The organism is Actinomadura nitritigenes (assembly GCF_017573545.1).
Lineage (GTDB): Bacteria > Actinomycetota > Actinomycetes > Streptosporangiales > Streptosporangiaceae > Spirillospora > Spirillospora nitritigenes.
The window spans coordinates 74401-95335 of record NZ_JAGEOK010000038.1 but is presented as its reverse complement, the minus strand read 5'-3'; the positions used below and the strand labels follow the sequence as shown (position 1 = coordinate 95335).

General features: G+C 74.0%; 18 protein-coding genes and 1 riboswitch. Of the genes, 6 read left to right on the top strand and 12 right to left on the bottom strand.

Features of this window, described 5'->3' with window-relative positions:
• Positions 1–5: 5 nt before the first annotated feature.
• Positions 6–147: riboswitch (SAM riboswitch) on the bottom strand.
• 211 nt (positions 148–358) lie between these two features.
• The gene (locus J4557_RS41235) at positions 359–1306 is read right to left on the bottom strand and encodes a cation diffusion facilitator family transporter (RefSeq protein WP_208272265.1); all 948 of its coding nucleotides are present in this window, start codon (positions 1304–1306) and stop codon (positions 359–361) included.
• 133 nt (positions 1307–1439) lie between these two features.
• On the opposite strand from J4557_RS41235, the gene J4557_RS41230 reads away from it, so the two are divergent.
• Positions 1440–2873 carry an alpha,alpha-trehalose-phosphate synthase (UDP-forming) gene (locus tag J4557_RS41230; protein ID WP_208272264.1) on the top strand — a complete coding sequence of 478 codons (1434 nt, stop codon included), beginning with the start codon at positions 1440–1442 and terminating at the stop codon, positions 2871–2873.
• Positions 2874–3005: 132 nt separating this feature from the next.
• Here J4557_RS41230 and J4557_RS41225 read toward each other — a convergent pair whose 3' ends face one another.
• Positions 3006–4049: a sulfotransferase family protein gene (locus J4557_RS41225; RefSeq protein WP_243777165.1), complete on the bottom strand. Its 1044-nt coding sequence runs from the start codon at positions 4047–4049 to the stop codon at positions 3006–3008.
• Positions 4050–4162: 113 nt separating this feature from the next.
• Positions 4163–4714, bottom strand: coding sequence for an RNA polymerase sigma factor (locus tag J4557_RS41220; protein ID WP_151545333.1), 552 nt, complete (start codon positions 4712–4714; stop codon positions 4163–4165).
• A gap of 11 nt (positions 4715–4725) precedes the next feature.
• On the opposite strand from J4557_RS41220, the gene J4557_RS41215 reads away from it, so the two are divergent.
• The gene (locus J4557_RS41215) at positions 4726–6951 is read left to right on the top strand and encodes a serine/threonine-protein kinase (protein WP_243777164.1); all 2226 of its coding nucleotides are present in this window, start codon (positions 4726–4728) and stop codon (positions 6949–6951) included.
• On the opposite strand, the gene J4557_RS41210 is transcribed toward J4557_RS41215, so the two are convergent.
• Positions 6938–7777, bottom strand: coding sequence for a helix-turn-helix domain-containing protein (locus J4557_RS41210; RefSeq protein ID WP_208272262.1), 840 nt, complete (start codon positions 7775–7777; stop codon positions 6938–6940). The genes J4557_RS41215 and J4557_RS41210 overlap by 14 nt on opposite strands.
• Before the next feature lie 87 nt (positions 7778–7864).
• On the opposite strand from J4557_RS41210, the gene J4557_RS41205 reads away from it, so the two are divergent.
• The gene (locus tag J4557_RS41205; protein ID WP_208272261.1) at positions 7865–8821 is read left to right on the top strand and encodes an LLM class flavin-dependent oxidoreductase; all 957 of its coding nucleotides are present in this window, start codon (positions 7865–7867) and stop codon (positions 8819–8821) included.
• A 107-nt stretch (positions 8822–8928) separates the two neighbouring features.
• On the top strand, positions 8929–9531 hold the full coding sequence (locus tag J4557_RS41200; protein WP_208272260.1) for a PadR family transcriptional regulator: 603 nt from the start codon (positions 8929–8931) through the stop codon (positions 9529–9531).
• Between the two features lie 182 nt (positions 9532–9713).
• On the opposite strand, the gene J4557_RS41195 is transcribed toward J4557_RS41200, so the two are convergent.
• From J4557_RS41195 to J4557_RS50295, 3 genes are all read right to left on the bottom strand, one after another.
• Positions 9714–10670 (bottom strand): hypothetical protein, encoded by a 957-nt coding sequence (locus tag J4557_RS41195; protein WP_208272259.1) that lies wholly within the window; start codon positions 10668–10670, stop codon positions 9714–9716.
• Positions 10671–11386: 716 nt separating this feature from the next.
• On the bottom strand, positions 11387–12214 hold the full coding sequence (gene otsB, locus J4557_RS41190; protein ID WP_307800504.1) for a trehalose-phosphatase: 828 nt from the start codon (positions 12212–12214) through the stop codon (positions 11387–11389).
• Positions 12215–12234: 20 nt separating this feature from the next.
• A complete protein-coding gene (locus J4557_RS50295) occupies positions 12235–12645 on the bottom strand; it encodes a DUF3263 domain-containing protein (protein ID WP_208272258.1) in 411 nt (136 codons plus the stop codon).
• A gap of 379 nt (positions 12646–13024) precedes the next feature.
• On the opposite strand from J4557_RS50295, the gene J4557_RS41180 reads away from it, so the two are divergent.
• Positions 13025–13669, top strand: coding sequence for a MarR family winged helix-turn-helix transcriptional regulator (locus J4557_RS41180; protein ID WP_307800503.1), 645 nt, complete (start codon positions 13025–13027; stop codon positions 13667–13669).
• A 3-nt stretch (positions 13670–13672) separates the two neighbouring features.
• On the opposite strand, the gene J4557_RS41175 is transcribed toward J4557_RS41180, so the two are convergent.
• From J4557_RS41175 to J4557_RS41155, 5 genes are all read right to left on the bottom strand, one after another.
• The gene (locus J4557_RS41175; RefSeq protein ID WP_208272257.1) at positions 13673–13963 is read right to left on the bottom strand and encodes an SHOCT domain-containing protein; all 291 of its coding nucleotides are present in this window, start codon (positions 13961–13963) and stop codon (positions 13673–13675) included.
• 122 nt (positions 13964–14085) lie between these two features.
• Positions 14086–16443: a S8 family peptidase gene (locus J4557_RS41170; RefSeq protein ID WP_208272256.1), complete on the bottom strand. Its 2358-nt coding sequence runs from the start codon at positions 16441–16443 to the stop codon at positions 14086–14088.
• 251 nt (positions 16444–16694) lie between these two features.
• Complete coding sequence (locus J4557_RS41165; protein WP_208272255.1) at positions 16695–18368, bottom strand: monocarboxylic acid transporter; 1674 nt, start codon at positions 18366–18368, stop codon at positions 16695–16697.
• Positions 18368–18751 carry a DUF485 domain-containing protein gene (locus tag J4557_RS41160; protein ID WP_208272254.1) on the bottom strand — a complete coding sequence of 128 codons (384 nt, stop codon included), beginning with the start codon at positions 18749–18751 and terminating at the stop codon, positions 18368–18370. The genes J4557_RS41165 and J4557_RS41160 overlap by 1 nt, the downstream gene beginning before the upstream one ends.
• A gap of 82 nt (positions 18752–18833) precedes the next feature.
• A complete protein-coding gene (locus J4557_RS41155; RefSeq protein WP_208272253.1) occupies positions 18834–20237 on the bottom strand; it encodes an MDR family MFS transporter in 1404 nt (467 codons plus the stop codon).
• Between the two features lie 90 nt (positions 20238–20327).
• Here J4557_RS41155 and J4557_RS41150 point away from each other — a divergent pair, with 90 nt between their 5' ends.
• Entirely contained in the window at positions 20328–20930 is a 603-nt protein-coding gene (locus J4557_RS41150; RefSeq protein ID WP_208272252.1) for a TetR/AcrR family transcriptional regulator, read from the top strand.
• Positions 20931–20935: the final 5 nt, after the last annotated feature.

The following is a 20935-nucleotide window of genomic DNA, read 5'->3' as shown; positions in this document are numbered from 1 at the left end:
CTTTCTCCCCATCTTCCCTGCGCCACCTTGGTCGCAGGCCGGAGTTGGCACCATCTCCCGGCCGGCCTCGCAGGATCGCGAGTGCGCCTCAGCCGGGTGGTTGCCGGGGCTTCGCAGGGCCGGTCCCTCCACCCCTCTGGATGAGCGGTATTCAGTTGTCAGGGGGCTGAGCTGGAAGACCGGCCCGTCGGGCCACTGTGCTTCCTGCACCCCTCTGGATGAGCGGTATTCCGTTGTCGAGCTCGAGCGCGAGCAAGCGAACGAGCGCTTTCAACTCGTATGCGAACTTTACATGACGTGACCGGAGGGCGGACAGGTGGGTCCGCCCTGTGAGACGTTACCCCGGGGGTGGTCTTGATCACGCGGGCTCGTCGGCGGCGGGCCGGGTGGGCGTGCGCTGGGTGGGGTCGAGGAAGACGTGCCGGACGATCGGGACGCGCTCCTTCAGCCGGCGGTCGATCTCGCCGGCGACGTCCTCGGCCTGGTCGGCGCTGATGGCGTCGGAGAAGTTGACCCGGGCGGCGACGAGCAGCTCGTCCGGGCCGAAGTGCATCGTGAGCAGGTCGTCGACGCCGGTGACGCCGGGCGCCGCGGCGATCTCGGCGCGGATCTCCCGCTGCGCGGCGGGGTCGGCGGCCCGGCCGATGATCAGGCCCATGCTGTCGCGGCCGAGCACGAACGCGACGGCGACGAGCAGCAGGCCGATCAGGACGGAGGCGAGGCCGTCCCAGAACTCCGAGCCGGTGAGCTGCCGCAGGACGAGACCGGCGGCGGCGAACGCGAGGCCGATCATGGCGGCGGTGTCCTCGAACAGCGCGGCCTTGAAGGTGACGTCGGGCGACCGGCGGACGTGGTCGACGATGTCGCGGCCGTTCTCGCGGGTCTCGCGGCGCGCCTGCGTGAACGCGCGGACCCAGGACGTCCCCTCCAGCACCGCGCCGAGGGCGAGGACGCCGTAGGCGAGCCACACGTCGCCCGCTGAGCCGCCGTGCCCGCTCATCGTGAGGACGCCCTCGAAGATGGAGAAGCCGCCGCCGGCGACGAAGATGCCGAACGCGGCGAGCAGCGACCAGAAGTAGCGCTCGTTGCCGTAGCCGAACGGGTGGCGGCGGTCGGGCGGGCGGGCGCTGCGCCGCAGCGAGGTGAACAGGAACCCCTGGTTGAGGGTGTCGGCGACGGAGTGCGCGCCCTCGGCGAGCATCGCGCTCGATCCGGCGAGCGACCCGGCGATCAGTTTGGCGATGGCGAGGAGGAGGTTCGCCGCCCCCGCGACGAGGACGGTCTTGGTGGTCTCGGCCCGACTCATTCCGTCCGGGTACCCGGCGTAAATCCCCCTAACCAAGGCGCTTCCGGTACAGATGCCTGCCCGCGGAACGGCCCCGAAGTGTTCCCCCCGGGCCACTTTGAAGCACCCCCGTCACAACTGAGACCCTTCCCGTATGAGCCAAGTGGTGGTGGCGTCGAACCGCGGGCCCGTGTCGTTCTCGCTGTCCGACGACGGCGCGCTGGAGATGCGGCGGGGAGGCGGCGGGCTCGTGTCGGGCCTCGCCGGAGTGGCGTCCGGGCAGGACGTGCTGTGGGTGTGCGCGAGCCTCGGGGAGGCGGACCGGACGGCGGCGCGGCGCGCCCCGGACGGGCGGATCGACCTCGCGGGCCACGACACGGGCGGCGCGGCCGTCCGGATGCTGGACATTCCGGCGGCGACGTTCCACCGGGCGTACAACGCGGTCGCGAACTCGACGCTGTGGTTCGTCCACCATCTGCTGTACGACACCCCGCGCAGCCCGCACTTCGATGCGCGCGCGCGGCGCGACTGGCAGTCCTACGAGGCGTACAACGCGGCGTTCGCCGACGCGCTGGCGCGGGACGCGGCGCCGGGCGCGAAGGCGGCCGTCCAGGACTACCACCTGTCGCTGGCGCCGCGGATGCTGCGGGACCGGCGTCCCGACCTCAGGATCGTGCACTTCTCGCACACGCCGTGGGCGCCGCCGGAGTACTTCCGGCTGCTCCCGGACGACATCGGCGCGCAGGTCCTGCAGGGCATCCTCGGCGCGGACCACGCGGGGTTCCTCACCGAACGCTGGGCCTCGGCGTTCCTCGACTGCTGCGAAGTGGTGCTCGGCGCGCGCGTCGACCGCGCCGCCCGCACGGTCACGTGCGCGGGGCACACCACGCACGTGGGCGTCCACGGCCTCGGCGTGGACGGGACGGCGCTGCGCGAGCGGGCCGCCCAGCAGGACGTGGCGGAGCGGGCGCGCGCGCTGCGCGAGCAGGTGGGCGACCGGCAGCTCATCGTCCGGGTCGACCGGACGGAGCTGTCGAAGAACATCGTGCGGGGGCTGGCCGCGTACCGGGAGATGCTCACCAACCATCCGGAGTGGCGCGGGCGCGTGGTGCACCTCGCGTTCGCCTACCCGTCGCGCTACGACCTGCCCGAGTACCGGGAGTACACGGCGGCCGTGCAGCGGATGGCCAAGCAGATCACCGAGGAGTTCGGCACGGCGACGTGGGAGCCGCTGATCCTGCAGGTCAACGACGACTACCCGCGGTCGCTCGCCGCGTACGGGCTCGCGGACGTACTGCTGGTGAACCCGATCCGGGACGGGATGAACCTCGTCGCCAAGGAGGGGCCCGTCCTGTCCGAGCGGGGCTGCGCGCTGGTGCTGTCGCGCGAGGCGGGCGCCGCGGCGGAGCTGTCGGAGGACGCGCTCGTGGTGAACCCGTACGACGTGTCCCAGACCGCGGAGGCGCTGCACCAGGCTCTGCTGATGCCCCGCGACCAGCGGGCCGAGCGCTGCGTCCGGCTCGTGTCCGCGGCGACCGCGCTCCCGCCCCAGCGCTGGTTCGCCGACCAGCTCGCGGCCCTCGACTGACCGGCGTCCGCGGCGGGACACGAGTCCGTCCCCGCCGAGCGCGCGCGGCCCGCGCTCCGGCGCGACGGCGCTCGCCAGCCGGCCGCCCGCGCCGGTCAGGCCGGAGGGCCTGAGGGCCGCCCCGCGAGGGCGCTAGTTCGGGAGCTTCTCCTGCGGTGTCTCCGCCGGATGCTCGACGGGGGCCAGGCGGCAGTCGACGGGGCACGGTTCGTGGCGGCGCTGCCAGCGTTCGCGGAGTTCGGCCTTGCTCTGCGCCATGCGGCGGTGGGCGGCCGTGCGGGCGAAGCGGGCGAGCCGGGCGGCGGGCGGCTTGGGCAGGCCGCTCGGCTCGTAGCCGTACTCGGCGAGCCGCTCGCCGAACGCGGCCTCGGCGAGGCTGATCTCCCAGGCCTCCAGCCGCTGCGCCCACGACCCGACGCGGGCGCAGGTGACCGCGTCGCGGGTGAGGCCGTGCCACGTCTTCTGCGGCGGGACGATGCGTTGCGCGAGGGCCTGCGGGGCCGTCATCGCCGGGTGGTAGTCCTCGCCGAGGAACTCGCACAGCCGGGGCAGTTCGTCGGCGGGGTCGGCGACGAGCCGCTCGTACTGCAGCTCGTAGAAGGTGTCCGGGCCGAGGCGGGCGGCGAGCCGGCGGCCGGTGTCGATCGCCTCCCGCCAGACGGAGACGGCGTGGTTGAGGTCCTGGTCGTACCAGGGCATCTCCTTGAGGGACGCGACGCAGTCCCGGCCGTCGCGGACCAGGTGGACGAACTGGGCGTCCGGGAACATCCGCAGCAGCGCGCCGGCGTGCCGGATGTAGCTCGGGCGCTTGTCGCCCCAGCGGACCTTGCCGTGCTGCCGCGCGTAGGCGCGGAAGACGACGGCGAGGGCGGACCCGAGGGTCGGCGGCCCCGCGACGATCTCCTCGGTGACCGCGCGGGCGTCCAGGCCGAGATCGCGGAACCGGGTGGCCGGCCGGGAGGTCAGCCAGTCGGCGAGCGCACGCCTGTTCCGGCTGTCCGCGAGGTCACCGAACTGTGCCCGCGCCGTATAGGCGGGGAGCACGAACCGCGTCTCGATCGGGAGCGCGATACGGGGATGCGAGTGCAGCATGAGCCGCAGCAGCGTCGTCCCGGAACGCGGGCAGCCGATCACGAAGATCGGGCGTTCGGACGGGGTCTCGAGGCCGGATGACATGCACCGCATGGTGGCGGAGCGGGGGCCGCCGGACCCGGCGACTGAACGCACGGTTGCCGCCCGATTACCGATGCTTGACGGCGCCGACCTGCGGAAGCGGTGCGACCGGACGGTCAGGTGTAGGACTCGCCGAGCGTCTGCCGCACCTGCTTGCGGGCCTCGTGGATGCGCGACTTGACCGTGCCGAGCGGCAGCTTCAGCTGCTCGGCGATCTCGGCGTACTCCAGCTGGGAGACGTCGCGGAGCACGAGCGCCTGGATGAGGTCCGGCTTGCGGGCCTCCAGGTCCTCCATGGCGTCGAGGATGTCGACGCGGGAGCCGGCGATGACGCTGGTGCGGCGCGGGTCGGGGCGCTGCTGCGGCAGCTCGCCGGCCTGCTCGACCGACCGGCGCTTCAGCGAGCGGTAGGTGGAGCGCGCCGAGTTCGCGACCACGACGTGCAGCCAGGTGCTGAACCGGGAACGTCCCTCGAACCGGTGGATGTTCCGCGCGACCTGCAGCAACGCGTCCTGGCACGCCTCCTCGGCGTCCTGCCGGCAGGGCAGGAACCGGGCGGCGTGCCGCAGCACGTCCGGTTCTATCTTGCGCAGCAGCTCGTTGAGGGCAGCCTGGTCACCCTGGGCGGCCTTGACTGCCAGCTCTTCGGTCCGCTCATCGAATGCCATGCCGTGCCTCAATGCTCGTTCGCACACTCACCCCGTTTGTTGGGCATGATACGGGAGTGTCCTTCCCACCTACTGTCGGCCGTTACCGAATCGATCGCGTCCTGGGATCCGGGGCGTTCGCCTCTGTGTGGCTGGGGCATGACGACGCGCTGGCCTCACAGGTCGCCATAAAAGTCCTGTCCGGGAGCCTCCTGGACGACCTCGACGTGCGCAATCGCTTCCTCGAGGAGGCGCGCATCCTGCGCCGCGCCGACTCCGAGCGGCTCGTGCGGGTGCACGACATCGGGGAGCTTCCGGACGGACGACCCTACTTCGTGATGTCGTACGCCGACCGCGGAACGCTCGCGGACCGGATGCGCGAGCGGCCACTTCCGGTCAGCGACGCGGTCGCGATGGCCGAGGAGATCGCCTACGGCGTCGAGGTGATCAACACGCTGGGCGTGATCCACCGCGACCTGAAGCCGTCGAACGTGCTCTTCCAGTCGACGCCGGACGGCGGCGAGAAGCTGCTGATCGCCGACCTCGGGCTGGCGAAGGCGCTGGCGCACGCGTCGGGCGCGTTCACCCTGCCGGTCGGCACCCCCGGGTACATGTCGCCGGAGCAGGCGCGGTTCGGCGGCGGGCTGGACGTGCGGGCCGACGTGTACGGGCTCGGCGCGCTGACCTACCACATGCTGACCGGGCGGGCCCCGGGCCCGGCGCCGGTGAAGTCGCCGCCGAGCGAGCTCCGCGAGGGGCTGTCGCCGGCGTTCGACCAGGTCGTGCTGCGGGCGCTGGAGGTGGAGCGGGAGAAGCGGTGGCCGACGGCGGAGGCGTTCGCCGAGGCGCTGTCGACGCTGCGGCCGACGACCGCGCCGGGCACCGCGGCGCCCGGACCGTCCGCTCCGGACCCGTCGGCGGCGGGCCCGGCGCCCTCGTACGCGCCGCCCGCGCCCCGCATCGAGCCGGACGCGACCATCCAGGACTTCTACCACGACGGGGCGAGGCAGGCGCGCACGCCGGAGCCGGTCCAGCAGCCCGGGCCCGGCCAGACCATGGCCGCGGGCCAGGAGCCGTCGCCGCGGCCGAACGCGCCGCAGGAGCTGCGCACGCGGCTCGACCAGCCGCAGGACGACGACCGCACGTCGGAGATGCAGCTGCCGGCGGGCGCGGGACCGGCGCCGCGCGCCGGCGAGCAGACGATCATGGACGAGCCGGCCGGGCGCGGCGGCCCCCATGGCGGTCCGGAGCCGGTGACCGCACCCGACGACGACCGGACGAAATCGTTCGGGCCGGCGGCGTACCCGTCGGCGCAGCCGCCGGTTCCGGCGGCACCGCAGGGCGGCGACGACAAGACGGCCGTGTTCCCGACGCAGGGACCGCCCCAGAGCTCTCCGCAGGGGCCGCCTCCGGGGTCGCCGCAGGGACCGCCCCCAGGGGCGTCTCCGGGCGCACCGATGGGGCCGCCGCCCGGTCCGGGCGGGCAGTTCGGCCCGCCGCCCACCGGCTTCCAGCCGCCTCCCGGCCCCGGCGGGCAGGGGCAGAAGCAGGGCAAGGCCGGCGGCCTGCTCGGCAAGCTCAAGGGCGCCGGCGGAGGCGCGGGCCGTCCGGGCGGCCCCGGCGGGACCGGAGGCGGCGCCGCGCCCCGCAAGTTCGTCACGCCGCTGATCATCACCGCGGCGGTGCTGGCGCTCGCGCTGGTCGTCGGGCTGACCCTCGGCATGCTCTCCGGCGGAGGCGGCGGCGGCAAGAAGAACGCGGACAAGAAGGCGAAGGTCCCGAAGGACTTCGTCGCGATCGCCGACGCGTCCGGCAAGATCAAGACGGCGGTGCCGAAGACCTGGCCGCGGCAGCAGGAGCAGACGTGGGTGCCGTCGACCGTGCACCTGACCGACGCCGGGCCGCGCCCGGTGCTGCGCGCGACGCCGAACCTGCAGCAGTTCCTCGGCAACGGCGCCGGGCCGGGCGTGTTCATCGGCCTGACCACCGACGTGCAGCCGGGCCACCTGCCGCCGCCGACCGCGTCCGTGCACCCGCAGTGCACCAAGGGCGCGCCGGAGAACTACACCAGCCCGGACGGGGCGCTGACCGGCACCATCACGCGGTTCACCGCCTGCAAGAGCGGAACGCCGTCGGTGACCGAGGTCGGCCTCAAGGACAAGGCGGGCAAGTTCGGGCTGTGGATCCGGGTCAAGGAGACCGACGACCGCAACGCGACGAAGGACATCCTCGACAACCTGAAGGTCACCGGTCCCTGACCCCGGCGGACGCACCGGCGGCCGGCGGACCGGCTGTGGGCGGGCCGGCGGTGGGCGGACGGGCGGCGGCGCGCTTCGCCAGGAGCGCGGCGGTCGCCTCGTCCACCGGCAGGAACGCCTCCAGCCGCAGCTCGGCGACGGTGACGTCCGTGGCGGTCGCGAACGTGGTCATCGTCGTCATGAGCCGCAGCTCGCCGTCCGGGGTCCGCAGCTGCAGCGGGACGGCGAAGCCGAGCGCGCCGGGCGGGCCGGTGCGCGGGCCGACGTAGCCGGTCAGTTCGGCGTGGAGGGCGGCGAGGCGTTCGTCCGGGTCGCGGTCGAGGACGTTGCGCAGGCCGTCCAGCACGTGCCGGGCCCAGTCCGCGAAGTTGGCGACGCGCGGCGCGAGGCCGTCCGGGTGCAGGGCGATCCGGTACGCGTTGACGGGCGGTTCGAGCAGCTCGGGCGCCATGCCCTCGGTGAGGACGTCGAACGCGGCGTTCGCGGTGACCAGGTCGCCGTGCCGGTCGACCACGATCGCCGGGTACGGATCGTGCGCGTCGAGGACGTGCTCGATCGCGGTGCGGACGGCGGAGAGCGCGGGGTCGTCCAGGGACGTCCGCGGGTAGACGGGCGCGTAGCCGGCGGACGTGAGCAGGTCGTTGCGCTCGCGCAGCGGGAGTTCGAGCGATTCCGCCAGCCGGACGACCATGGCCCGTCCCGGTTCGGAGCGGCCGCTCTCCAGGAAGCTGACGTGCCGCTGCGTCGTCCCGGCGCGCAGGGCGAGTTCGAGCTGGCTGAGACGGCGGTGGCGGCGGCGCTCGCGTAGCGCCTGAGGGAAGCTCACAGGAGCAGTTGTAGCCGCCGTATCGTCGTCTCTGCCATTCCCCGCAGGGAATTGCCGCTGCTCGCAGGGCTTCGCAGGATGCGGTCCATGAACAACGACGACATCCGTATCGGCGTCCTCATCCCCATAGGCAGGGCCCAGTGGGGCGGGACCGACCCGCGCGACCTCATCGGTTTCGCCGCACGCGCCGAACGCCTCGGGTTCGACTCCCTATGGGTCAACGACGGCATCACCGAGTCGCGCATCGAGGCGCTGACGATGCTGGCGGCCGCCGCGTCGGTGACCGAGCGCGTCACCCTCGGGACGGCGGCGCTGATGCCCGTGCTCCGCCGTCCCCTGCAGGCGGCCCAGACGCTCGCGTCGATCGACCTGCTTTCACAGGGGCGCCTTACGGTGACGGTCGGTGCGGGCTTCCCGGGCCGGTTCGGCAAGCCGATGTACGCCGCGTCCGAGGTCCCCTGGGAGAAGCGCTTCGCACGGTTGGACGAGACCGTCGCGCTATGGCGACAGCTATGGCACGAGCCGGAGAACAAGGCGTTCCACGGCGAGCTGCTCCACTTCGACGATCTCCCCACCATGACGGCGCCGTTCCGCAAGGACGGTCCGCCGATCTGGTTGGCGGGTGTGACACCGACGGCCTTGTCCCGCACCGGGCGCATGTACGACGGGTGGCTCCCCTACCCGCCTGACCCTGCCGACTACAAGGCGGCGTTGGCGGACGTCCAGCGCGCCGCTGAGGCGCATGGGCGCGCGCCCGATGCCGTGACGCCGGCTCTCTTCGCGTCCGTCCTGATCGAGGACGACCCCGCTGCGAGGCGCCGGACGCTGGAGCGGTTCGCCCTCTCCAACTACGGGCTGCCGCTGGACGAGGTCCGGAAGATCCAGGCCGTGGCCGCGGGCAGCGCCGACGAGGTCGTGGCGCAGCTCGCGGAGTACACCGCGGGCGGCGCCCGGCATCTCGTGCTGCGGCTCGGAACGACGGGTCTCGGGGAGATCGACGAGCAGCTCGACAGGGTCGCCGAGCTCCTGCCCCGCCTGCGCTGAGGGCCACCTCCGGAGCCGAATGTTGCATCGCGAGCGTTTCCGATATATCGTTAATGCATCGCAACCGATCACAACCGTGTGATCGGGCGGAACGAAGGAGAACCGCGATGCATGGACACACGATGAGAAGGCGCGGCCCCGGCGGACCCGAAGGACGCGCGCGGCGCGGCGATCCGTTCGGCCCGTGGGGTCCCGGCGGCGGGGGCTTCGGACCGGGCGGACCCGGCTTCGGCCCCGGTCACCACGGACGCGGCCGCGGCCGGCGCACCCGCCGCGGGAACGTGCGGGCCGCGCTGCTCGCCCTGCTCGCCGAGCGGGCGATGCACGGCTACGAGATGATCCAGGAACTCGACGAGCGCACCGGCGGCGTCTGGCGGCCGAGCCCCGGCTCGGTCTACCCGACCCTGCAGATGCTGGAGGACGAGAGCCTGGTCACCAGCCAGGAGGAGGGCGGCAAGCGGCTGTTCTCCCTCACCGACACCGGTCGCGAGCAGGCGGCGGCGCAGACCACCGCCCCGTGGGACGAGGTCACCGAGGCCGCGGGCGCGAACGCGCTGCGCGAGCGCGAGGCGTTCGGCCAGCTCCTCGGCGCCATGAAACAGGTCATGGCAGTCGGCAGCGATGCCCAGAAGGCGCGCGCGCTGGACGTCATCAACGACGCCCGCCGCCGCATCTACGGGATCCTCGCCGATGACCCCGAGGCCGAGTAGCCACCCGCGCGGGTCCGCGCCCGAGGGTGCTCTGACCCCGCGGCCGCGCGCCCCCAGGCAGGCCATCGGCCGGCGACGCCGTGACCGTCCGGATAGCTCGGACGGTCACGGCGTACGCGTGTCCGCCCGCCCCGCCGTCCCCGGCTCCTTCGGCGTGCTCGTCCGCGTGCCGTGCCCGCCGGCTACTTGCCGCCGCTGGGGAACGGCACCTGCTTGGCGAGCTGGTCGGCCATGTACAGCTGCTTCCACACGTACAGGCCCATGTCCGACCGCGTCAGCCGCCGCGCCACCGGCACGTCCACCGTCGCGCGGACCAGGTAGGACGCGCCCGGCGCCATGTACTTGTCGCCGCCGTCCCCGGGAACGAGGTCGCCGCCCGCGAGCCGCCGCACGACCTGGCTCTGCGTCGGCGGCGTGCACATCTCCTCGGGGACGCCGGCCTGCGGCATGCACCGCCCCTGCGCCGCCTTCGTGACGAGTGAGCGCCTGAGGAAGATGTCGCCCGGGAAGTCGAGCAGCACCTTGTGGCCGGTCGGGTTGGTCAGCACGTACTCGATGTAGGCGAACGACGTCCCGGACGGCGGCGATGACTGGAAGGTGGTCACCACGCCGTCGTCACTGACGCCCCCGCCGACCGCCGCGAGCCGGTACTTCGACCCGTCGGCCGTGCCGACCTCGATGGGCGTCCCGGTGCGCGGCATCCGCGCCTGGCCGCCGGTCGGCCGCTGCTCGGCCGTCGCGGGCGCCGGTCCCTCACCGCCGCCGCCCTTGTCGTCGCCGGACCGCGGGATCAGCACGAGCCCCGCCGCGACCAGTCCCGCGAGCACGAGCACGCCGCCCGCGATGAGGCCGCCGCGGCGCCCGCCGCGTCGGCGGTTCCGCTCCTGCCTGTCGAGGGCGCGCGACCCGAGCCGCACCTGGACGCCGCTGGTCTCCCGGGTGCCCATCGGTCCGGCGCCGGACGCGTCCTCGGCCGGCTCGCCGCGTCTCGGGACGTCGCGCGCCGCGAAGTCGTCCTGCGCCGCCGGAACACCGGACCAGGCCATGTCGCCCTGCGTGATGGGCTGCCGCACGGGCCGTTGCGGCCCGGTCTGCGAGCCGGGCACGGCGGCCTGCGGGCCGGTCTGCGCGCGGGGCACGGCAGCCTGCGGACCCGTCTGAGGGCGGGGGACGGCGGCTTGCGGGCCTGTGTGCGCGCGCGGCACCGCGGCTTGGGGCCCGGTCTGCGCCCTGGGCACGGCGGCTTGGGGCCCGGTTTGGCGATGAGGCACTGCGGCCTGCGGACCCGTCTGCGAGCCGGGAACCGCGGCCTGCGGACCGGTCTGCGCGCGAGGGACAGCGGCCTGCGGGCCCGTCTGCGCGCGGGGCACGGTGGGCTGCGGACCGGTCTGCGGCGACGACGCGGGGACCGGGCCCCAGGCGTGCGGCGGCGTGCCGCCACCGGGCGCCTGGGCGGCGGGCGCATGACCGCCCGGCGCCCGCCCGGCGCCCGCGTGGGGCTGCCCGGGTGGCGGGGCGTGCACGATCGGCCGCGCCGGAGCACCGGGCGGGATGGGCGCGCCGCCGCCCCCCGCCGGAGCGGCCACCGGAGGGACCGGCGTGCCCTGGGCGGGGGTCGCCGCCGGTGAGGGGAAACCGCGCGGCGGCGTGTGCCGGATCTCGCCCGGACGGCGCGGGATTCCCGGATCCGTGTCCACCGTCCCAACCTCCCGTGTCGCTCACGTGGCCGCCCGATGACCACACATACCGCAATCCACCATATTTTGGCGCAATTGGACGTCTGGTCTACGGGTGCCACAAGAGTCACGCGAGATGCGACAAATCTGGTTACGGCACTTGTCACTCCGACGTGGAATCAGCCGTCGAGCAGCGTCCCGAGCAGCTCGATGACGCCCTCGGGGCCGTCAACGACCAGGTCGGCGCGGTCGGCGAGCTCCGTCACCTCGTTGGAACCGCTGCACACCGCGACGCCCGGCACGCCCTCGGCGCGCAGCGCGTCCACCGCGTCGAACGCCGCCAGATCGCCGAGATCGTCACCGGCGAACAGCACCGCTGAGGGAGGGGCGCCCCGCTTCTCGGCGAACGCTTCGGCGAGCGAGCGCAGCGCCCGTCCCTTGTCCACACCCGGTGGACGCAGCTCCAGCACGTACCGGCCGGGCTCGACGGCGAGCCCGGTGCGCTCGGCGAGCGCCGCGATGATGCTGCGCAGCCGGTCGAGCGCGACCTGCGGCTCGGCGCAGCGCCGCGTGTGCACGACGAGCGCGTGCGCCTTGTCCTCGACGAACGTCCCGGGCGGCGCGCCCGCCGCCTCCAGCACGCCGGGCAGCTTCGCGCGCGCCTCGGCGATCCCGGGCGGCGGGTCCGGCTCGGTGAACACGCCGGACTCCCAGCGTTCCAGCCCGTACTGGCCGAGCACCACCAGGCCGTCGACGCCCTCGAAGCCGCCGTACTCCACGGCCACGCGCGCGGGACGGCCGGTGATGATCGCAAGGGTGCCCACCCGCGGGGCCAGCCGGGCCAGCGCCGGTGCGGCCCCGGGGTGGGCCCGGGCCGCGGCCGGGTCGTCCACGATCGGCGCGAGGGTGCCGTCGAAGTCGAAGCCGAGCACGGCCCGGGAAGGGTCGGTGCGGATCGCGTCGAGGCCGTCGGCGCCGACGGCCGTCACAGAGTGGGGAGAGTTCACGCCGACCTATGGTGGTCGACTCAGGGCCGGATGCCGAGCCGCCGCGCGGCGCGCTGCCGCTGCCGCTGCGACCGCAGCCGGCGCAGCCGCTTGACCAGCATCGGGTCGCACTCCAGCGCCTCGGGCCGGTCGATGAGGATGTTCAGGAGCTGGTAGTACCGCGTCGCCGACATGTCGAAGTGCTCGCGGATGGCCTGCTCCTTGGCTCCGGCGTGCTTCCACCACTGCCGCTCGAAGGACAGGATCCGGCGGTCGCGCTCGGAGAGCAGGTCGGCCGGGAAGGCGGCGGCGTCCTCGATGCCGTCCTCGCCGGTGAGGGATGGGTCGGTGGGTGGGTCGGTCACGCGTTTCAGGGCTGAGCCGTCGTCCGTGCCGCCGTCCTGGGGAGGGACGTCGCCGGGGACGTCGCCGGGGGCGTTCGCCGCTCGCATCAGGTCCCCTCTGTGGTCACTGATCCCGGGTCGTCCGGGTTCGGCCGGTGCCATGCTACGCGTCCGGGCCGACATCGTCCGGCGGTTCCGGCGGAACGCGGGCCGGTCGTTCAGTGCACCACATCCCCGTTCACCTGCGGCTCTCCATTGTCCCGTGTCCCATCGCCAACGGCGGGCACATCGGCCGCCGCAGTCCCGAATCGACCCGAACGAGCCGGATAAAGGACACATAAAGAACATATGCACCGTACAGCCGTTAGAGTTGAAGGCGCACCGTCCGCTGTCCCGCGGTGACTGGAATCTGAACGGGAGACCCTTGCATGGCGACGGACACGCCCCGCCACGAGACCGCAGGCTGGACCACGGTCCGAGGCGCCCGGTGAGCGGCGACCGGGGCGACCGGCCCGACCCGGTCCTCGCCGCCATCGGCGCCGCGCTGTTCCACCTGCGCCGGGTCTGGATCAAGCCCGACATGATGAAGCGGATCCGCGCGCGGACCGCCGGCGGCCCCGGCGGGCGACCGCTGCAGATCTCCAACCTGATGGTGGTGAACGCCGTCGCCGCGCTCACCGACGAGCCGCCGGCCGAGCGGCCCGGCCCGCCGTCCGGCGGCACCGGCGGCACCGGCGGCACCGGCGGCGAAGCCCGGGAAGCCTGCGAGGCCGGCGAGTCCGAGGTGAGCTGCGAGATCACCGTCGGCGCCGTCGCGGACCGGCTGGAGATCGACCCGTCCACCGCGAGCCGGCTGGTCGGGCACGCCATCGACGCCGGCCTGGTGTCCCGGCGCCCCTCCCCCGTCGACGCGCGCCGCGCCAACCTCGGGCTGACCGACGCCGGCCGCCGGGTCAAGCAGGTCGCCGACCGGTACCGCCGCGCCTACTTCCAGGGGCTGATGAACGACTGGACGGACGCCGAGCGCGCCGAGTTCGCCCGGCTGCTCACCCGGTTCGCCGACGCCGCCGCCCGGGACCCGATGGACCCGGACGGCATCGACAAGATCTTCGAAGAGGCGGGCCTGGACTGACGGTCAGCCGCCGTTGCGGAGCGCCGACCGGCGCATCAGGTACTCGTCCTCGTCGATCTCACCGCGGGCGAACCGTTCGGCGAGCAGCTCCTGCGCCTTCGCCATCGGGTCGGACGCGGCCGCGGTGGCCGCGGCGGACACCGTCATCCGGCGCCGGACCAGGTAGAAACCGGCGCCGAGCACGGCCAGCCAGAACAGCCCGAACATGATCGGGAAGACGGGCCAGTAGCCGGGGGCGCCGCCGCCGTCGTGCCACGGGCCGGGGTGCGTCGCGAGCGTCGTCAACATGGTCATCGACCTTCCTGTGAGCGGATGGTTCGATGCTGCGCGACGGGTTCGGGGGCGCGAATCGGACGGCGGGAGGCTCCTGCGCTACGCCCGCCGGAGTACGGCCCCGGCCCCGCCGCCCGCGGCGCTCACCACCAGGGAGGACGGTAGTCGTCGTCCTCGTTGGAGGAGTAGGGGCGGCGGGCCTGGCGGCCGCGGGCGTCGTCGTCCGCCGGTCCGGCGGGCGGGACGGGCGGCGCCGGCGGGACGGGGGGCGGCGCGGGGAGGCCCCCGGCGTCGTCCACAGGAGGTACGCCGAACGGCGGCGTGGCGGACGGCGGCTGCGCGACCGGCGGCTGCGCGGCGGGAGGCTGCGCGGCGGGCGGGTCGGGCGTCGGGTCCTGCGGCGCGGTGGGGACCTCGGGTTCGGACGTGCCGGGCCCCTCGAGTGCGCTGCGCCTGAACCGCTCCCAGTCCTCGTCGTCCAGCGCGGGGGCGTCGTCGTCAGGCGCGCCGTTCGACGCCGCGCCGCCCGCGCCGTTCACCGCCGGACCGCCGGCGCCGTTCATCGCGTCCCGGCCGTTCGTGAAGTCGTGCCCGTTGCGCGGGTCGTGCCCGTTGTGGCCGTTGGCGAGGTGGCGTCCGCCGGCGTGGTCGTGGCCGTTCGCGGGACGGTCGTCGCGCAGGTGCCGCCCGTTCGGGGAGAACCCCTCGACCGGGCCGGGGAGCGTCCCGTTCATCCCGCCGACGGGGAACTCCCCGACCGGGAACTCGCCGGGGACGAACGGGCGCAGCTCGCTCGCCATCACAGGAGGGTGCCCGGGCGGCGTGCCGTTCTCCGGCGGCGCGCCGTTCTCCCAGGACGGCTCGTCCCACTGGTCCGGCGGCAGCGCGTGCTCGGGGAGGTACGGTTCGGCCTCGGCGACCGGTTCCGGGAGCGGCGGCGTGCCCTGGGCGGGCCATCCCGCCGGAGCCTCCGGGTAGTCGGCCGGAGGCGGCAGGCCGGGACCGGTGTAGGGGTGCGAGCTCTGGAACGGCGCGGTGCTGACCGGCGCGATGGGCGGCGCGGCGGAGGCCGCCGGAGGGACGGCGCCGGGCGACGGCATCGCGGCGGGCTCGGGCGGAGCGCCGGGCAGCCGGTAGCCGGGCGTGGGGTCGTCGTCGTCCGGCCCGCCGTCGCCGAACGGCTCGTCGCCGATCGGCAGGGCGCCGTCCTCGTCGCCGGGGCGGCGCCGCTGCCGCCAGCCGAGGACCAGCCCGACGATCACCAGCACGCCGCCGCCGCCGAGCACCAGCGGGAGCAGGACGCCCGAGTCCGCGGACGAGGAGTCGGCGGCCGGCGCCGGCGTGGCGGACGGGGCCGGCGCCGCCTCGACCGGCCCCTTCGACGTCTTGTTCAGCGTGTTGGCGGCGACGAGGGCGCGGACGGCGTCGACCGACCCCGCGCAGGTCGCCGAGCCGGTCGGGTGGCCGCGGCGGGCGGGCGAGCCCTTGACCAGTGCCTGCCGGACCTCGTCGGGGCTGAGCTTGGGGTAGCGGGAGCGGATCAGCGCGGCGACCCCCGCGACCATCGCGGACGAGGCGCTGGTGCCCGTCCCGACGACGTAGCCGTTGCTGGCGTCGGCGCTGACGATGTCGACGCCGGGCGCGCACACGCTCGCGTGCGAGTTGCGGTTGCTGTCCTTCCACAGGTGCAGCTTGCGGTCGAGCGCGCCGACCGCGATCACGCCGGGGTAGGCGGCGGGGAAGTTCTTGCGGTCGGCGCCGGAGCCGTCGTTGCCCGCGGACGCGATCAGCACGACGCCCTTGCTCAGCGCGTACTTGATCGCGTTCTCCTGGGCGGGGTTGCCGTTGTAGGACTGGCGGCCGCCGCCGAGGGACATGTTGATGATGCCGGCGCCGTGGTCGACCGCGTACCGGATGCCCTGCGCGACGGCGTCGCGCGCGCCGGTGCCGGCCGATGTATCGGTCTTGCGCAGCGGGTCGTTGTTCTCCAACGTCACCCGGACGGACAGGACCCTGCTCGCCGGCGCGATCCCGAGCATGCCCTGCGCGAGGCCGGGGCCGTGGCCGTGACCGGCGATGATGCTGGCCATGGACGTCCCGTGCAGGCCCCAGTAGCGGCTGCCGGGGCGGCGCTCGCCGCTGGTCAGGTCGGGGCCGGTGACGACCCGGCCGGTGAGGTCGGGGTGGTTCTTGTCGACGCCGGTGTCGAGGACGGCGACCGTCACGCCGGCGCCCTTGGAGTAGTGCCAGGCCTTCTGCGCGCGGAGGACGGTCAGGTGCCACTCGCGGGCGCGGATCTGGTCGGTCGCGGTCCGCATCGCCGCGCCGGCCGCCGCGCCGCGGACGGAGCGGGGCACGGTATCGGCCTCGTCGGGGACGAGCGCCGCCGGCACCGCGACCGCGGCGGCCAGGGTGAGGACGGTGAGCGTCGCGGTGGTCCGGGCGCCGAACCGCGCCGCCGGCCGCTCGCGCGGGGCACGGCGCCGACCGGCATGGGACACGCCGCCGCACCTCCCCTCGGCCGTCCGCCGTGGTCCACGGCGCGATCTGACATTCTGCCACGCGATGTGCCGGGCGCCCGGGCGCCCGGCACATTCCGGGGACGGCCCCGGAGGGCGCGTCACCGCGCGTCCCGGAGCCGCCACCAGCCGTCCCTTACCGGCGGGTAACCGGAGTCCGGAACGGAATGGTAGCCGGGTACCCGGCGGCGCGTCGCGATCACCTCGGCGGCGGGCGGGGCGACGGACCCGGCTCAGTGCGAGCCGGCGCCCGTCAGCGCCCGCACCGACATGTCGTCGTACAGGGCCCGGTCGGCCTTCTCCCGTCCGAGGAAGGTCCCCGCGATCGCGCACATGAACCCGATCGGGATCGACACGATGCCGGGGTTCTCCAGCGGGAACAGGTGGAAGTCGACGCCCTTGGGGAACAGCGCCAGGTTCTCGCCGGTGACCGGGTCGACCTTCCCCGACACGACCGGCGAGAAGAACACCAGCACCAGCGAGCTGATCAGCCCGCCGTAGATGCCGGCCGTCACCCCGGCCGAGTTGAACCGCCGCCAGAACAGCGTCAGCACGATCGCCGGGAGGTTCGACGCCGCCGCGATCGCGAACGCCAGCGCCACCAGGAACGCCACGTTCAGGTTCCGCGCGACGACGGCCAGCACGATGGCCAGCGAGCCGACCAGGAACGAGGCGAACCGCGCGACCGCCACCTCCTGCGACTCGCGCGGGCGGCCGAGCATCAGCACCTGCCCGAAGTAGTCGTGCGCGAGCGAGGTCGACGAGGCCAGCACCAGGCCCGCCACCACCGCGAGGATCGTCGCGAACGCCACCGCGCCGATGAACGCGAGCAGGATGTCGCCGCCGACCTGCCCGCCGAGGTGCCGGCCGAGCTCCTGCGCGAGCTGCGGCGCGGCGGTGTTGCCGGACGGGTCCTGCGCGACGATCGCCGCCCGCCCGACCAGCGCCGCCGCGCCGAACCCGAGCGCCAGCGTCATCAGGTAGAACAGGCCGACGAGGCCGATCGCCCACGACACCGACGTCCGCGCGGCCTTCGCGTCCGGCACGGTGAAGAAGCGGGTGACGATGTGCGGCAGGCCCGCCGTGCCGAGCAGCAGCGCGACCGCCAGGCTGATGAAGTCGAGCTTGTTGACGATCGTCCGGTACGCGTCGCCGGGCACGTCCTCGCCGTACCGCAGGCCCGGGCGCAGGAACGCCTCGCCCTTCCCGCTGGCGTGCGCGGCGGACCCGAGCATCGCGCCGAGGTCGAAGCCGAACCGGGCGAGCACGAGCCCGGTCAGCACCAGCGCCCCGGCGGTCAGCAGCACCGCCTTGATGATCTGCACCCAGGTGGTGGCCTTCATCCCGCCGAACATCACGTAGCAGATCATCAGCGCGCCGACCACGACGATCGTGGCCGTCCGGGCGGTGCCGGCGGACATGCCGAGGAACTCCCGGCCGCGGTGGATGCCGAGCAGCAGCGACACCAGCGCGCCCGCGCCGACCATCTGCGCGAGCAGGTAGAACACCGAGACGGTCACGGTCGACACGACCGCCGCGCGCCGCACCGGCGGCTGCCGCCGCACCCGGTGCGCGAGCACGTCCGCCATGGTGAACCGCCCGGCGTTGCGCATGAGCTCGACCAGCAGCAGCGTCAGCAGCCACGCGACCAGGAACCCGATGGAGTACAGGAACCCGTCGTATCCGGACAGCGCGATGAGGCCCGCGATGCCGAGGAACGACGCCGCCGACATGTAGTCGCCGGCGAGCGCGATCCCGTTCTGCGCACCGTTGAACGTACGCCCGCCCGCGTAGAAGTCGTCGGCTCCGTTGGTGTTGGCGCGCGCCCACACCGTGATGCCGAGCGTGATGAGCACGAAGACCACGAACAGCGTGCAGGTCAGCGCCCGCCCGTCGAGCGCCGGCATCACCGGGTCACCCCCTCGCCGGGCGCGGACGGGCGCCGGGACCGCAGGTCCTCGGCGAGCGGGTCCAGCCGCCGCCGCGCGTAGGCGACGTAGGCCCAGGCCAGCAGGAACGTCGAGGCGAACTGCAGCAGGCCGAGCAGCAGCGCCACGTTGACGTGCCCGGCGACCTGACGCGCCATGAACCCGCGCGCGAACGCCGACAGCGCGACGTAGACCGCGTACCACCCGAAGAAGGCGGCGGTGAGGCTCGCGGCCGCGACCAGGAACCTCCTCCTGAGCAGCAGGAATCCGGGATCGTGCGCGAGCGGCGCGTAGCGGCCGGGAGGGACTGTCCTCGCCCGTCTTCCCGCCCCGTCCCACGAGACTTTCGAGTCCCCGACCATAATGCCCCCAGACCGCACCGTAACTCTATGTACTGGTATCGCTGCTCTATGAGATCAAAGATTGGCGCACGAGGGTGTCCACTTAGGCAGAAACATGTACTGGCCCACTTCGGCCAAGGAGGAGGGCCGGGACGAAGGCGAGGGCGGTGAAGGCGAGCGACCACCAGAAGGCGTGCGCGTACGCGGTGGACGGCGCGGCGCCGCCGGACGTCTGGTGCTCCAGGACGACCGCGAGGACGGCGGCGCCGAAGGAGCCGCCGACCTGCACGATGACGCGGGTGGCGCTGCTGGCGTGGGGGATCTCGTCCGGGCCGAGGCCCTGGTAGGCGGCGGTCATGACGGCGAGGGTGACGCCGCCGAGGCCCGCGCCGCGGACGGCGAGGGACGCGCCGAGCAGCCATTCGCTGGTGTGCGGCCCCGCCTCGGCGTAGGCGAGCGTGCCGAGGACGGTCAGGACGAGGCCGGTGAGGACGACGGGGCGGGGGCCGAGCCGGTCGGTGAGGGCCCCGAGGCGGGTGCGGACGAGCAGGCTGCCGAGTCCCTGCGGCGCGAGCAGGAGACCGGCGACGACCACGCCGTGCCCGCGGACCTGCTGGTAGTAGAGCGGTAGCAGCAGCATCGCGCCGAACAGGGAGAGCCCGGACAGGAACAGCAGGCTCGCGGACGCGGCGAACGTCCGCCTGCGGAACAGCCGCAGGTCGATCGCGGGTTCGGACGGCGTGCGCAGCGCGTGGACGACGAACGCCGCGAGCAGCACGGCGCCCGCGGCCAGGGCGACGATCACGCGGGGGCGGCCGAAACCGGTGTCCGCCTGCGAGAGCCCGTAGATGAGGGCGGCGAGCGCCGGGGACAGCAGGAGGATGCCGGTGAGGTCGGGGCGGGAGGCGCCGCGCGGCGGGGTGCGCGGGAGGCCGCGCCAGGCGAGGACGAACGCGGCGAGGCAGACCGGCACGTTGACGTAGAAGATCCACCGCCAGCCGGCATGACCGGCGACGAGGCCGCCGACGACGGGCCCGAGGATGGGCCCGACCAGCGCGGGCATGCTGATCGCGGCCATCAGCCGGCCGATCTGGCGGCCGCCGGCCGCGCGCATCAGCAGCGTCTGCATGACCGGCGTCATCAGCCCGCCTCCCGCCCCTTGCAGGACGCGGAAGGCGATCAGGGAGCCGACGTTCCAGGCCACCCCGCACAGCACGGAGCCGAGCAGGAACAGGCCGAGGGCGAACAGCCACACGCGGCGGGCGCCGAAGCGGCCCTCGGCCCAGCCGGTGAGCGGGATCGCCATCGCGAGGGCCAGCAGGTAGGCGGTGATCACCCACTGGATCTCGGCCACCGGCGCGTGCAGGTCGCGGCCGAGCCGCCCGATCGCGACGTTGACGATCGTGCTGTCGAGGAGCGGGGCGATGGCGCCGGTGACGAGGATCCCGGCGAGGCGGAGAAGGGCGGGGTCGAGCCGTTCGGGAGCGGTCCGGGTACCGGCGGTCACAAGGCCTCCTAAGAGACGACGCGTCTCTAACGGCCCGGAGTGTAGGCTGCACAGGACAAGAGACGCAAGGTCTCTTATGGGAGGAGCGGCGTGACCGGCGAGGCGAAGGCGCGGCGGCGCGGGACCGCCCTGGAGGCGGCGATCCTGGACGCGGTCTGGGACGAGCTGGACGCCTCCGGCTACGCGGGCCTGACCATCGAGAACGTCGCGGCGCGCGCGCGGACCGGCAAGCAGGTCATCTACCGCCGGTGGCCCCGCCGGGCCGACCTCGTCCTCGCGGCGCTGCGGTACCGGTACCCCTCGATCGCGGACGACGTGCCCGACACCGGGAGCCTGCGCGGCGACGTCCTGGCGGTCCTGCGGCGCATGGCGCAGCGGTTCGGCGAGTTCGGACCCGACCTGGTCCACGGCCTGATGGCGGAGGCGCACGAACTCGATCCGGGCACGTTCGAGGTGATCCCGGACGCGATGTCGGTCATCCTGCGCCGCGCCGCCGACCGGGGCGAGGTGGCGCCCGGCGCGGTGAGCCCGCGGCTCGCGCGGATGCCGGCCGACCTCGTCCGGCACGAGATGCTGCTCACGGACCGCCCGGTGCCGGACGAGGTGCTGACCGAGATCGTGGACGAGCTGTTCCTCCCGCTGGTCCGGGCCCGGAGGCGGAACCAGCGGGAGGAAAAAGCGCCGCACGCCTGAACGGC

Bases quoted from the DNA above. Each gene is read 5' to 3' on its own strand.
- J4557_RS41235 (WP_208272265.1), bottom strand. From the start codon at position 1,306: ATGAGTCGGGCCGAGACCACCAAGACCGTCCTCGTCGCGGGGGCGGCG.
- J4557_RS41230 (WP_208272264.1), top strand. From the start codon at position 1,440: ATGAGCCAAGTGGTGGTGGCGTCGAACCGCGGGCCCGTGTCGTTCTCG.
- J4557_RS41225 (WP_243777165.1), bottom strand. From the start codon at position 4,049: ATGTCATCCGGCCTCGAGACCCCGTCCGAACGCCCGATCTTCGTGATC.
- J4557_RS41220 (WP_151545333.1), bottom strand. From the start codon at position 4,714: ATGGCATTCGATGAGCGGACCGAAGAGCTGGCAGTCAAGGCCGCCCAG.
- J4557_RS41215 (WP_243777164.1), top strand. From the start codon at position 4,726: ATGCTCGTTCGCACACTCACCCCGTTTGTTGGGCATGATACGGGAGTG.
- J4557_RS41205 (WP_208272261.1), top strand. From the start codon at position 7,865: ATGAACAACGACGACATCCGTATCGGCGTCCTCATCCCCATAGGCAGG.
- J4557_RS41200 (WP_208272260.1), top strand. From the start codon at position 8,929: ATGCATGGACACACGATGAGAAGGCGCGGCCCCGGCGGACCCGAAGGA.
- J4557_RS50295 (WP_208272258.1), bottom strand. From the start codon at position 12,645: ATGCGAGCGGCGAACGCCCCCGGCGACGTCCCCGGCGACGTCCCTCCC.
- J4557_RS41175 (WP_208272257.1), bottom strand. From the start codon at position 13,963: ATGACCATGTTGACGACGCTCGCGACGCACCCCGGCCCGTGGCACGAC.
- J4557_RS41165 (WP_208272255.1), bottom strand. From the start codon at position 18,368: ATGCCGGCGCTCGACGGGCGGGCGCTGACCTGCACGCTGTTCGTGGTC.
- J4557_RS41160 (WP_208272254.1), bottom strand. From the start codon at position 18,751: ATGGTCGGGGACTCGAAAGTCTCGTGGGACGGGGCGGGAAGACGGGCG.